We start from the raw sequence: 12,987 nt of genomic DNA, 5'->3' as shown, positions 1-12,987 counted from the left end.
TTTTGTTCAAAATTAAGCTGCCATTTGTGTATGATATTGTATACTATCGAGATAGACATTCATGGGTTTTTTATACCCAATACTTGAATGAAATCTCTGATAATTATATTTACTGATATAATCATTGATACCCTCTTTAAGCTCTCCTATATTTTGATAATCATTAATAAATATACAATTATATTTCAGCGTCCTAAAGAAACGCTCAATAACAATATTGTCAATACTTCTGCCTTTACCATTCATTGATATCTGAATATTATAATCTTTAAGAATCTGTATATGATCATTACTGGTATATTGACTACCTTGATCACTATTAAATATCTGTGGAGCTTGATACTTATTTAATGCTTCCTTCAATATATCAGTTACTAATGTCCCGTCCATGCTATTCGACAGTTTATAGCTTAATATGGCTTTGCTATGCCAATCTATAATGGCTGCTAGATACATAAAGCCTCCGTTAGTGCGAATATATGTAATATCTCCGCTCCAGACCTGATTAGCAGTAGAAACAACTACTTTCTTAGTTTTATCAGTTGTGATCCAGTATTTATCAAGTAGGTAGCTGTATATTTTATGCTCACTATCTTTTATAGTAGCCAGTTTCTTTTTATGAGGGTATATCGCTTCAATACCAATTAATCTCATATATTTTAGCACTCGGTCTTGACCTATCTTAAAACCATCTTCTAATAATTGCTGATACATATAACGATAACCAAATTCTGGATTATCTGTATATATCTCATCTATTCTATTTAACATATTTAAATTATAGCTACTAAGTGATCGTTCTTTATAATATGTTGAAGAACGGTTAACCCCTAATAATTCACATTGTCTTGTCTTTGGTAACTATTCTAGCTTGGATATGACAAGACTCTTTCTATTTGATAAATCCAAGCTTCTGAGCTTTCCCACAGCCCAATCTCTTTCAATTGTAGTTTTTCCTAAAGCCTTTGCCAACGCATCATTTTGCTCCTTAAGTTCTTTAATTTGTTCTTGATATTCACTCACTACCTTAGCTGGTTCAAATGCTATTGATGCATTTGATAAAAATTGTTTCTTCCAATGTGATATACTATTGCTACTCACCTCATATTTAGACGATAACTGTGATATTGTTACTTCTTCTTTTAATAATTCTAACACTATCTTTGTCTTCTCTTCAGCACTGAAATTCCGTATCTGTTTCTTAGTCATTTTATCTCCTATAAGTTATTTCTTTATTCTAACTTATTACCAAGATAATCTAACTCTTTTTTTGTCTAATTTTTTCAGTCCATTATACTTCGAGTAATGAAGAGTAGCTATACGAAGTTAGTTCAACTTAGAAAAGAGTAATAGGTCCGTAAACCAAGCGTTGTTGTATGGCTTGTTTATGTCATTCCTGCGAAAGCAGGAATCCAAAAAAAAAGCATAAATATAGCAAATTTTTTAAATTAAAAGCTCGATTTATCTCGCTTTATGATGGATTCCTGCTTTCGCAGGAATGACACCGAGCGTGTTTTTCGAGCCATGCAACAAGACCGCAGCCATGGCTGCGTGGTAATCTCATGAAATAATAACAAACTCCTGAGATTGCTTCGTCAATTTACTATTGTAAATTTCCTCGCAATGACAAAAAATATACTCCTGTGAAATAAAGAGTTGTTATACGAAGTTCAACTTGAAAAAGAGCAAGGAGTCTATAAGCCGAGGAGCGGAACGTATACTTAATACGTGAGCATCCGAGAACTTACAAAGACGACGTAGCCAATTTTTCAAGTGGGGCGAGTATCTACGCTACTAATTTTTCACGTAATACTTCAACTAACTTATTAATTGCTTCGGTTGGGTGGATGTTTTCAAGGATAGCAAGCTCGCCTGCGAGTCTATTTAAAGCTGATTCGTAGAGTGTTCTTTCACTGTAAGAACGATCATTATCAACATTTTTATGTAAGTCCCGTAATACTTCGGCTATGGCTACAATATTACCTGAGTTAATTTTGCTTTCATATTCTTGGGCTCTTCTACTCCACATTCTATTTCCTTGTTTTGGTTTACCTTGAAGAGTTGAATATATGACATCTAAATCTTTTCTGCTTGCAACCGCTCTAAGACCAACAACCGCAGCTCTACTAACAGGCACTTTTAATGTCATTTTATCTTGCGAAAAGGAAATTACATATACTTTAATTTCAGTACCTGCAATAGTATGATATTCAATATTTGTTATTTCACCAACTCCATGTGCAGGATAGACAATTCTCTGCCCTATTTTAAACTCGGATTTTTGTTCGGTTTTATTTTCGGATTGTGTTGTATTTGCCATTATTAATTCCTCCGTAGTGGTTTTAGTGCCTAAGAACTTAATGTTAGACTATTATTTTCTATAGCATAGCACATTTTGCTTCTATTATAAAGTAGATATTTTTATTGAAATAAAATTGATATGCTTTTATTGTAGAGAAAGTTAATAGTTAAGGGAAAGTTATGCGAAGTATTTTTATCGTGCCGATATTTTTATTATTTTTGAGTAGTTGTTCAGAAGAAAAAACACAAAATAAGAACCAAGAAGAGAAACAAATAATAGGGCAGGAAACTCTGCAAAACAACAACACTTCTCAAGAAATAAATCAAGAAGCAGTAAATTCTGAAAATGCAGCTGAATCGATAGCACCTGCTAACGATAATAATCAGACTGATAAAGTATCAACGCCGGCTTCACAAGAACAAAAAAATCCTGAAATAAAACCTGTTAAAGTTACTTTTAAAGTTGATGATAATGATATGGTTCTCGGTAACAAAAAATCAAATGTTATAGTAGTCGAGTATTTTTCTCCTACCTGTCCGCATTGTGCTTATTATCATCAAACAATTTTTCCGGAACTTAAGAAAAAATATATAGATACTAATAAAATTGCATATGTGGTTCGTGAATTTATTGCTACAAAACAAGATTTAGACGCTGCAATTTTAGCCCGCTGCAAGGGTGATATAAATAGTTTTGTACAGTTTCATAATATCATATTACAACAACAAGATAAATGGGCATATAGCAATAAATACAGAGAATTATTAACTGATATAGGTCAGCTTGGCGGTGTTCCTCCGGAAGAATATAAGCAATGTTTAAATAGTGATAAAATTACTGAAACGCTAATTGCTAATACTAATTTTGTAGCAAAAGCACCAAAATTTATAGGTACTCCTTCTTTCTTCGTTAACGGAGTACAAACCGGAAATTATAGTATAGATAGTATTTCTACGGCAGTCGATAAAGCTTTAGAGGAACAGAAAGAAAAAGCAAAAAATGAGATGAGTTTGTAATTTTGACAGTAGATCGTCATTGCGAGCAGTCGTTAGGCTGCGTGGTAATCTCGTCAAATATCCTGCGATTGCTTCGTCGACGCGACGCCTATGGCGTCTTCTCGCAATGACGGAGATAAACTAATGAATACGGAAAAACTAAAAGATATCAAAGCAAGAATTAAAGACTTAAAAACTCCTAAGTTTTCTAATCCTAAAATTCGGCAAGAAATTAGCCCGTTCACTATCACTGTAGATTTAGTTTCAGGTACAATGGTAGGTGTCGTAATTGGAAGATTTACGGATAAGTTTTTTAATTCTAAACCTTTATTTCTTATTATATTTACAATAATAGGAATGATTGCTGGCTTTAACATTATAAGGCAAAAAGTGAATAATAAAAAGTAAGGAAATGACTCATAGCCCTTTAGCACAATTTGATATCAAAAAATTGATAGACATCAAAATGTTCGGTTTTGACGTCAGCTTTACTAATTCGAGTATCTATATGTTACTTGCTAGCATCTTAGCCTTAACTTATTTTTACTTAGCTTTTTATAACTGGAAATTAGTACCTTCTAGATTACAAGTAAGTGCTGAAATAGTTTATAATCTTGTAGCTGATATGTTAAATCAGAATATAGGAGTAAAAGGACGCAAATTTATTCCGTTAGTTTTTAGTTTGTTTATTTTTATTTTATTCTGTAATTTACTTGGTATGACACCTTATAGCTTTACTGCTACTAGTCATATTATCGTTACTTTTACCTTAGCAATTCTAGTATTTTTAACGGTCACTATAGTCGGGTTCGTAAAACACGGCTTACGTTTGTTAACTCTTTTTTTACCACACGGTACTCCTTTATGGTTAGCACCGTTGATGATAGTAATTGAACTGTTTACATATTTAGCAAGACCGGTTAGTTTATCATTGCGACTCGCCGCTAATATGATGGCGGGACATGTTTTATTAAAAGTAATAGCCGGTTTTACCGTTTCATTAATGATTTACTTGAAATTTCTGCCAATCCCTCTTATGGTGATACTAATTGGGTTTGAAATTTTTGTTGCAATACTTCAAGCTTATATTTTTACTATTTTATCTTGTATGTATCTTAATGATGCTATTAATTTACACTGATGCGAATAGCGAATTATTACATAATTCGCTATTCGGTTAGCAATAATTTATATACCTTGAGTAAATGAAGAGTTGGTATACGAAGCTCAATTTGAAAAAGAGCGAGGCGTTTTGAAGCTTTTAACCGCAGCGTACATACTAGTAGTGAGGATTAAAAGCAAAAAATAACGAAACCAATTTTTTAAATTCAGCGAGTATATATTTATTTTTTGATTAATTAAAAGTTAGGTTTTTTATGGATATGGTTTCTTTAAAATTTATTGGTATAGGGCTTATGGCCATCGGCATGTACGGTGCGGCTCTAGGCGTTAGTAATATATTTAGCTCTCTACTTAGTTCAATAGCACGAAACCCTTCAGCTGCAGAAAACTTACAAAGAATGGCTCTGATCGGTGCAGGTCTTGCTGAAGCAATGGGACTTTTTTCCTTTGTAATTGCTATGTTACTTATTTTTTCTTAAAATTCATTTTTAAATAAGATGCCTCAATTTGATATTGCTACCTATTATTCACAAATTTTTTGGCTTATCGTTACTTTCGGCTTATTGTATATCTTTGTTTATAAATTTATCACTCCAAAAGCCGAAGAAATTTTTAATAATAGACAGACAAATATTCAAGATAATATTACGCAAGCCGATACGCTAACCCAAGAAGTAGAAAAGCTAAATAAATATTATAACGAGGAAATAGACAAAACAAATACTGAAATAAATAGGCTAAAAAAAGAAAAAATAGACTCTTTAGAATCGGAATTTTTAATTAAAAAAAAGAATCTAGAGCAGGATTTAAAAAACTCTATAAATCAAAATATTGAAGATATAAATTTAGCTGCTAAGCAATTTAGAACTAATAAAAGCGAAGCAATCATAAAGCTCGCAGTTAATATTATTGAAAAAATAGCCGGAACTAAAGCAGATATGAATTTACTACAAAATATAAAAGTAACATAATGAATTTCCTAGATGAAAGCTTTTGGCTTGCCGTTAGTTTTGTAATTTTTGTATATTTAATTTATAGACCGGCGAAAAAAGCCATTTTAAATTCTTTAGATGCTAAGATTTTAGAAATCCAAGAAAAAGTTCTAAAAGCTGAAAAGTTAAAAGAAGATGCTGCTTTGCTCTTTGAACAAACCAACGCACAAATACAAAAATTAGAAACTTTACGCTCTCAAATGATAGAAGAACGCAATGAAGTTACTAAGAAAATCATTCAAAAAAAAACTAAAGAAATTGAAGAATTTTTAGAGCATAAAAAATCTGATGCTATACAGTTAATTCAAAACCAAAAATCAACCGCAACTAAAGAGCTACAAGATGAATTTTGTGATGAAGTGATAAAACTTGTTTCCGAATATTTTCAATCAGCTAAATTTTCAGAAAGCAATATCGCTAAAAATTTAATGGATAAATCTGATTTTCCTCAGGAGGAGGATAAATCTACATAGCCACACTAACCGCTACCTAGCAATTTCCTTAAGATTTCCTCGTCATTAATACATGACCGTAATATTGAGCCGTCAATAAAATATTCTAGATGTTCGTTTGTTATCTTGTTTGTTAATTCAGGATAGGCTCTAGTGAATTCTTTTACACAAGCGAAGTTTTTGCTAAGGCTGTTAATCACTCCTAAACAAATTGCTTCAAAGCATAACGTTTTAGCTATTTCTATATTTTTAACATTTGCTAAAGCTCTTAGTTGTTTTGCTAAATATCTATCGCCTAAATAGCCTTTTACCCCCCCCCCCAAAATTTCCTAAGATTGAGAACTTGCTACTCCATTTATATTTAGCAGCATTAATATACTTCTTTTACCTGAATAATTGGTAGTATTAGATATTAATTATCCATAAGAACATTGATTATTCGCTCATCTAAATATTCATTTTCCAACTTTTCAAGTTAAAGAAGTATATAATATATATCAAGGTCAAAATTTTTATCTTTCATGTTATTTTTCTTTACAGCGCAAAGATGCACTTCTTGTCTAGTTGCTGTATCTTTGGTAGACTTTGTACAATATGCTTTATCTACATATGCAGCACCGGAGCGTGGCATAACGTGTTTAAAACCTTTGCTATCAGTAACATTTGCAGAGGTAACTGCAACCTTATTAATAATCCCTGATTGGATATCAACGCTAACATGTTTTTTATAACCATACCAAAACTTATTACCTCCTTTACAACCAATTTTAGCTTGTTTATCATTCGCAACTTTGGGCAAAGTCTCATTATTTAGCTTGTCATATTTTTGCTTCCTCAACTCATCACGTTCTGTCCAAAGACTAGCTTTTGAGATCAAATGAGAGGCATCTACAAAGGTAAATACCTCGCTCATATAACCTTGCTTTCGTAGTTGTTCTCTAAAGTTTGCAAATATTTTTGATAGTAAGTTAGTACCTATTTTCTTACGTATTTTACTAAACACACTATAATCTGGAGTCGTCTCTGTAAGAGCAAAATCACAAAACCATTTGCCGGCATTACTATCAGCGAAATAACGTTCTAATTCTCGATCAGATAAGTCTTCCATAAATTGTAGAAGTAAACATTTAAATAACCTCAATGCTCCATAGCCTTTATAATTAGCTTCAGTTTCTATCGCTAATAACTCTCTTTCAACTACTTTGAAATTAAATTAACTTTTAAATTTACGATATTGATGTTCCGGGCTAACTAATTCATCTAAACTGACCATTGTTATTTGATGCTCTGACATTTTTTACTTTCTTATTTTTTTATCACATTATAACCTTTTACTCTTCATATCTCAACACTCCCTTAATCAATTCTTCATATTTTCCACTTATTCAGTGCCGGCTAACCTCATTGTTGTTCCGATAACATCATTTTTTCTTATGCCGCTTGCTTTGCTATCTCTGCCTTTTACTATGATTGGGTTTGATAGCTATATATTAATAATGATCATGGGATTTTTTATTGAAATAATAATAAAATCAGCCGCCTATTTTAATAGCTTAACGGGAGCTGTATGGTATTTCGGTTATATTACCAATTTCAGCATATTACTTTTTTTATTCGGTTTTTTTTGGATTTGTATATGGAAAACTTCGTGGCGTTTGCTTGGTCTTGTAATTATGATAATATCTTTTATATTTATGTTCTACTCTCCAAAGCCGGAATTAATATTTGACACAAATCATATGGCAGTAGGCATTAAAGACAAAGACGACAAGCTTATAATTTATGCCGATAAAATGCCTACATTTAATAGAACTTATTGGGCTAATTGGTTCGGACAAAAAGATAGTATGGTGTTACCTTTAAAAGATAATATTTTCATAACTAATCACGGACAGAAAATTGTCATTAATAACAATAATCATTGTGAAAAAGCCGAAATTCATATCAATCTCAATTACAAAGCTCAATGCCACGGGAGCTTAATAACGATTAATCACGATTTTTTAAAAAAAAGCCCTGTTATACTTATCTTTTGCAATAAAAAGGAATGTACGGTAAAATCTACTCGATGTCATCCCCGCGTAGCATTGTTGCGTGGATCGATTTCACTTATGTCATCCCGCGACTTGATCGCGGGATCCAGTTAAAAATACTAAAATTATTAGTATTTTTTATTGTTTTTAAGGACCCCGTGGTCAAGCCACGGGGTGACACAGTGGGTTTTACCGATCCACGCAACAAGGTCCAGCTTTTAACTGGTATGACATCAAGGTCTTTTTAAAAACTGCTAGATACTATAGGTATAATCAAATAATGCAAGTTATACATAAAACTTTAAAAATTCCTTCAAAAGGATATAAAAAAATCTTGAGCCTTTTAAATGAAAAAGGTCAATCAAGACTTATCGGCGGCTGCGTACGAGATGCGTTACTAGAGAAAGATAGCTACGATATCGATATAGCTACTAATTTAACACCGGATGAAGTAATAAATATTTTATCGAAAGCTATAGTCAAATCAGTTGGATTTAATTACAAGGAGCGAGGAGCGAAGCCTATAGATAATAGGGGAGCGACGAGCGACTCGTTCAGTGAATTCAAATCATTTGACTATAATATAAAAACCATCCCGACCGGCTTAAAATTTGGTACGATTACGGCTATTTTAAACGAGGAAAAATTTGAGATTACAACTCTCAGAAAAGATATCGAATGTAACGGCAGACATGCCAAAGTAATATTCACAAACAATTTTGCCGAAGATGCCGCAAGACGAGATTTTACTATTAATGCTTTAAGCTATTGTCCCTTTAAGAACGAGATATATGATTATTTTGAAGGATTTAAGGATTTGCAGCAGGAAAAGGTTGTATTTATAGGGGAAGCTCTAGATAGAATTAAAGAAGATTACTTACGAATCCTACGCTTTTTTCGGTTTTCTAGCTATTATGCGAATCAACTTGATGATGGCAGCTTCAAAGCATGTAAAGCTTTAAAAGACGGCTTAAAAACTTTATCACGAGAGCGAATTAAAAGTGAAATGGATAAAATTATCGTTTCAAAAAGAGCGGCACAAATTTTAGAAGCTATGTTTGAAATAGGAATATTAGAACTAATATTCTCTATACAAAATTATAAAATAAAATTTTTTGAGCAATCTAAAGAATTAGAATTAGCAACTAATTATGCTTTATTACTATATAATTTAAAAAATATAAATTCAAAGCTTCTTCTCGATTGGAAATTCTCAAGACAGGAAGCAATGCAAATATTATCTATAACGAACTTTCTGAATGATTCTGAAGCTAACATAAAAAAAATTTGGTTTGAAAAAAAGAACTACAAGGAATATTTATTAGCAGCCCGTATAATCGGTAAACTAGAGCATTCACAAGTAAAAGAATTTATTTATAAATATGATACATTATTACGCCCGAAATTCCAAGTAAACGGTAATGACTTATTAAATATGAATATAGAAAAAAAAGAGATAGGGGAAAAATTAGAATATCTAAAAAATTTTTGGATAGAGCAGGATTTCAAGCCTAGTAAATTGGAGTTGTTGGAAAAGTTATGAAGCTTAAGATTTATAATATACTTCTAATGTCATCCCGCGACTTGATCGCGGGATCCAAAAAAATGGATACCGTGGTCAAGCCACGGTATGACACCGGAAAGATTCTAACTTTACTATTCCTTACATTCTTCAGCCTTACTAGCTACGCTAAGCCTAAGATAGTTGTAAGTATTACGCCAATTGCTAGTATTGTTTCGATACTTGTTAAGGATAAAGCGGATATCGAGAGCCTAGCTATTAATATCGACTGTCCTCATCATTATAATATAAAACCAAGCGATCTTGCTAAAGTCAAAAATGCCGATATAGCTATTTATATTAATGAACAATTCGACGGCTTTGCCGAGAAATTAATTGATAATCATAGCAAAAACATTATTAAAATCAGTGATATAAAATCTTTAACCACTATAAAAGATAATTGGCATATTTGGCTTGATCTTGATAATGTAAGAATTTTACTACAAGAATTTGCACGAATATTTAGCGAAAAATTTCCTGAGCTACAAGAAGATATTAATAATAACCTTTCAGCAGCACTTAAAGAATTAAACAAGCTACAAGAAATTAAAAATAATGAATTTGTAACGATAAAAGACGTAATTTTATTAAGTGATAGTAGCGAGTATTTTTTTGTTAATACTAATATTAAAACTGCAAAATTATATAGCGAAAGTCAAAAAAGTCTACGATATATACGCAAGCTAGAATATTTAATTAAAGAGTCTAATAATAAATGTCTTGTGTTAAGTAACGAACAAAATTCACGATTATACGATATAAACGCTAAAATAATAATATTAAATAGCGAAAACTGGAATGTGAAAAACGTCGATTCAAACACTTTTCAGAACCAATATTTACAAATGATTAATCAAGTTAAAAAATGCATACGCTAAATAACGAAGAAGAGACAACAAAACTTGCAAAGCTTTTAGCACAAAGCTTAAAACCAAATGATATAGTTTTACTTAACGGTGACCTAGGATCCGGTAAAACATTTTTTTGTCGTGAAATTATTAAACATTTTTGTGGTGAAAATACAAGTATTATAAGCCCGACTTTTAACTTACTGCAAACATATAAAGCATCTAACTTCACTATCTATCACTATGACTTATATCGTCTTAAATCACCTGAAGAAATTTATGAACTTGGATTTGAAGAAGCATTAAACGGTAATTTGGTTTTAATAGAATGGTCTGAAATTATTAAGCATTTACTTACCCCGCCTTTAATCGAGATAAATCTAGAAGTATTAGACGAAAATAAACGTTTGTGTAGTATTATAGCAAATTCGTCAGAATCTTCCCTTATTGATTTTCTACAAGATTCTCCACTATTCGGTACAAAACTTGATATTCAAAGAGATAAAAGCCCTACTAGAAAAGTTAAGTTATATACCTCTAGTAAATGAAAAATTGTCAAAGAAGTCAGCAAGTGTTATTAAGTAAGAATGGATTTATAGAAAATTAACATCAGTAGAAAAAGAAGAATTAAAGCTTTACCATAGAAGCGAAAGGGATAAGAGGATTTGTGATAGAATCAAAGCTGTTTTCATGTATGATGATAGCTATAGTATTGATGAGATATCGAAAGTGTTATTACTGAGTGATGGGGAGGGATAAGAAAACATTTAATAGGTTATCATAATGCTCAGAAGCTTAAGCCTGGAAATGGCGGTAGTGATAGTAAACTTACTAGACAGGAGGAAGCAGAGTTAATAGTTCATCTAGAAAATAATAATTATGTGTATGCTAGAGATATAGGTTTGTTCATAGAACGTCAATATGGAGTAATCTATACATTAGCTGGGGTAATCAAGCTGTTACACAGACTTGGTTTTAGTTATAAGAAACTTAAGTTAATTCCTGGAAAAATAGATTTAGCTAAGCAAGAGGAATTTAAGCTGCAATATAGTTTGCTAAAAAATAATTTAGCTAAAGATGAGTCTATTTATTTTATGGATAGTGTTCATCCTCAATACCAAACTCGAGCAAGATTTGGTTGGATTAGAAAGAATGTAGTTAAAACATTACCAGGTTTCAGTGGTTGGAAGCGTAAACATATTATTGGTGCTATTAATCTTAAGGATTTAGAGGTAGTAACAACTGACAATCCTAAGGTTAATGGTGATTATATTATTGAATTTTTAAAGGAATTAGAAGCAAATAATCAAGATAAAAGTAAGATTTATTTGATATGCGATAATGCTGGATATCATAGGTCAAAAAAGGTAAAAGAATATCTACAATACAGTAAAATAGAGTTACTATTTTTGCCAGCATATAGTCCTAATTTGAATCCAATTGAACGACTGTGGAAATTTATGCATTCTGTTGTAAGTAACAATAAATTTTATGTGTATTAGTTGACATTTAATCTTACATTTAATAAAAGTAATGTATTAAAAAATACAGATAAAAAAATGGAAGGTCACAATGAACTTAAATCAAAAAATAATAAAGCCAAAATTAGGGTTACTAGAACTCGCTAAGAGTCTTGGAAGTATATCATCAGCATGTAAAGCGATGGGCTATAGTAGAGATAGTTATTACAGATTTAAAGAACTGTATGAAACTGGTGGTGAAGAAGCATTATATGAGATTAGCCGTAAGAAGCCAATTATAGCAAATAGAGTTGATCCTGCTGTAGAGAAAGCAGTATTAGATATGGCAATAGAATATCCAGCATATGGTCAGCTAAGAGTATCAAATGAGCTTAAGAAGAGTGGGATACTTGTATCACCTGGGGGAGTAAGATCAATTTGGTTACGTAATGATTTAAACAACATCAGTAAAAGACTTAAAGCATTAGAAGCAAAAATGGCTCAAGATGGTATTGTGCTTACCGAGGCACAATTACAAGTGCTAGAGAAGCGTCGTAATGAAAAAGAAGCACATGGAGAAATTGAGACACAGCATCCAGGGTATCTAGGATGCCAAGATACATATTATGTAGGCAACTTTAAGGGTATAGGTAAGGTTTACTCTCAGGTATTTATTGATAGCTACAGCAGAGTAGCTGATGTTAAACTATATACTGATAAAACAGCTTTAACTGCTGCTGATATGCTTAATGACCGAGTGTTACCATGGTATGAGACTCAAGGGATACCAATACTGCGTATTCTTACAGATCGTGGGTCAGAATATAAGGGCAATATAGAGCATCATGCTTTTGAATTATTTCTAAGTATCGAAGGTATAGAGCATACTACAACTAAAGCATATTCTCCTCAAACAAACGGTATGTGTGAGCGTTTTAATAAAACCATGAAACAAGAATTCTTTGATACAGCAATGCGGCAAAAGATTTATACAGATCTTGATGATCTACAATTAGATCTTGATATCTGGCTAGAGTATTTCAATAATGAGCGACCTCATTCTGGTAAATATTGTTATGGAAAAACTCCTATGCAAACTTTTAAGGATAGTAAGAAATTAGCTGTTGAAAAGAATAATGAAATCTTGTATCTTGAATATTTATCTGACAGTCAAAATTTAACTGACAATCAGGTGCAAAATTTATAGTGTCTGTAAGAT

At 31.8% G+C, this 12,987-nt stretch carries 15 protein-coding genes and 3 pseudogenes; 13 read left to right on the top strand and 5 right to left on the bottom strand.

Translation table 11 applies throughout. The features are described 5' to 3' along the window. Positions 1–12 precede the first annotated feature (12 nt). Positions 13–1,209 (bottom strand): annotated as a pseudogene (locus tag AC5584_RS07995) (IS3 family transposase). Positions 1,210–1,786: 577 nt separating this feature from the next. Beyond that, positions 1,787–2,320 (bottom strand): CarD family transcriptional regulator, encoded by a 534-nt coding sequence (locus AC5584_RS07990; protein WP_499216417.1) that lies wholly within the window; start codon positions 2,318–2,320, stop codon positions 1,787–1,789. A 161-nt stretch (positions 2,321–2,481) separates the two neighbouring features. On the opposite strand from AC5584_RS07990, the gene AC5584_RS07985 reads away from it, so the two are divergent. The 6 genes from AC5584_RS07985 to AC5584_RS07960 all read left to right on the top strand — a co-directional run bounded on the left by AC5584_RS07985 (position 2,482) and on the right by AC5584_RS07960 (position 5,884). Beyond that, complete coding sequence (locus AC5584_RS07985) at positions 2,482–3,318, top strand: DsbA family protein (RefSeq protein WP_499216416.1); 837 nt, start codon at positions 2,482–2,484, stop codon at positions 3,316–3,318. A gap of 123 nt (positions 3,319–3,441) precedes the next feature. Beyond that, entirely contained in the window at positions 3,442–3,705 is a 264-nt protein-coding gene (locus tag AC5584_RS07980) for an AtpZ/AtpI family protein (RefSeq protein WP_499216415.1), read from the top strand. A gap of 4 nt (positions 3,706–3,709) precedes the next feature. Continuing rightward, positions 3,710–4,438 carry a F0F1 ATP synthase subunit A gene (locus tag AC5584_RS07975; RefSeq protein WP_499216414.1) on the top strand — a complete coding sequence of 243 codons (729 nt, stop codon included), beginning with the start codon at positions 3,710–3,712 and terminating at the stop codon, positions 4,436–4,438. 235 nt (positions 4,439–4,673) lie between these two features. Further along, a complete protein-coding gene (locus AC5584_RS07970; RefSeq protein WP_010420727.1) occupies positions 4,674–4,898 on the top strand; it encodes a F0F1 ATP synthase subunit C in 225 nt (74 codons plus the stop codon). Between the two features lie 18 nt (positions 4,899–4,916). After that, a complete protein-coding gene (locus AC5584_RS07965; RefSeq protein WP_499216413.1) occupies positions 4,917–5,390 on the top strand; it encodes a F0F1 ATP synthase subunit B family protein in 474 nt (157 codons plus the stop codon). Beyond that, complete coding sequence (locus AC5584_RS07960) at positions 5,390–5,884, top strand: F0F1 ATP synthase subunit B (protein ID WP_499216412.1); 495 nt, start codon at positions 5,390–5,392, stop codon at positions 5,882–5,884. Before AC5584_RS07965 ends, AC5584_RS07960 begins: the two co-directional genes overlap by 1 nt. A gap of 5 nt (positions 5,885–5,889) precedes the next feature. Here AC5584_RS07960 and AC5584_RS07955 read toward each other — a convergent pair whose 3' ends face one another. Both AC5584_RS07955 and AC5584_RS07950 read right to left on the bottom strand, forming a co-directional pair. Then, a complete protein-coding gene (locus AC5584_RS07955) occupies positions 5,890–6,186 on the bottom strand; it encodes a hypothetical protein (RefSeq protein ID WP_499216411.1) in 297 nt (98 codons plus the stop codon). A gap of 152 nt (positions 6,187–6,338) precedes the next feature. Beyond that, on the bottom strand, positions 6,339–7,040 hold the full coding sequence (locus AC5584_RS07950; protein ID WP_499217053.1) for a transposase: 702 nt from the start codon (positions 7,038–7,040) through the stop codon (positions 6,339–6,341). Positions 7,041–7,218: 178 nt separating this feature from the next. Between AC5584_RS07950 and AC5584_RS07945 the strand changes: the two are divergent. Together AC5584_RS07945 and AC5584_RS07940 are read left to right on the top strand one after the other, a co-directional pair. Continuing rightward, positions 7,219–7,497, top strand: a pseudogene (locus AC5584_RS07945) (ComEC/Rec2 family competence protein); the annotation flags it as partial. Positions 7,498–7,536: 39 nt separating this feature from the next. After that, positions 7,537–7,740 (top strand): annotated as a pseudogene (locus AC5584_RS07940) (ComEC/Rec2 family competence protein); the annotation flags it as partial. Positions 7,741–7,972: 232 nt separating this feature from the next. On the opposite strand, the gene AC5584_RS07935 reads toward AC5584_RS07940, so the two are convergent. After that, positions 7,973–8,104 (bottom strand): proline/betaine transporter, encoded by a 132-nt coding sequence (locus AC5584_RS07935; RefSeq protein ID WP_499162420.1) that lies wholly within the window; start codon positions 8,102–8,104, stop codon positions 7,973–7,975. A gap of 72 nt (positions 8,105–8,176) precedes the next feature. On the opposite strand from AC5584_RS07935, the gene AC5584_RS07930 reads away from it, so the two are divergent. From AC5584_RS07930 to AC5584_RS07910, 5 genes are all read left to right on the top strand, one after another. Continuing rightward, a complete protein-coding gene (locus tag AC5584_RS07930) occupies positions 8,177–9,439 on the top strand; it encodes a palindromic element RPE2 domain-containing protein (RefSeq protein ID WP_499216410.1) in 1,263 nt (420 codons plus the stop codon). Between the two features lie 62 nt (positions 9,440–9,501). Beyond that, positions 9,502–10,338 (top strand): metal ABC transporter solute-binding protein, Zn/Mn family, encoded by an 837-nt coding sequence (locus AC5584_RS07925; RefSeq protein ID WP_499217052.1) that lies wholly within the window; start codon positions 9,502–9,504, stop codon positions 10,336–10,338. After that, on the top strand, positions 10,326–10,856 hold the full coding sequence (gene tsaE / locus AC5584_RS07920) for a tRNA (adenosine(37)-N6)-threonylcarbamoyltransferase complex ATPase subunit type 1 TsaE (protein ID WP_499216409.1): 531 nt from the start codon (positions 10,326–10,328) through the stop codon (positions 10,854–10,856). Before AC5584_RS07925 ends, tsaE begins: the two co-directional genes overlap by 13 nt. A gap of 207 nt (positions 10,857–11,063) precedes the next feature. Then, a complete protein-coding gene (locus tag AC5584_RS07915; protein WP_499217051.1) occupies positions 11,064–11,810 on the top strand; it encodes an IS630 family transposase in 747 nt (248 codons plus the stop codon). A gap of 70 nt (positions 11,811–11,880) precedes the next feature. After that, entirely contained in the window at positions 11,881–12,975 is a 1,095-nt protein-coding gene (locus AC5584_RS07910; RefSeq protein WP_499216408.1) for an IS481 family transposase, read from the top strand. Positions 12,976–12,987 lie beyond the last annotated feature (12 nt).

This window comes from Rickettsia endosymbiont of Villa modesta (assembly GCF_964026485.1).
GTDB lineage: Bacteria > Pseudomonadota > Alphaproteobacteria > Rickettsiales > Rickettsiaceae > Rickettsia > Rickettsia asembonensis.
This window is presented reverse-complemented; position numbering and strand designations above follow the sequence as displayed.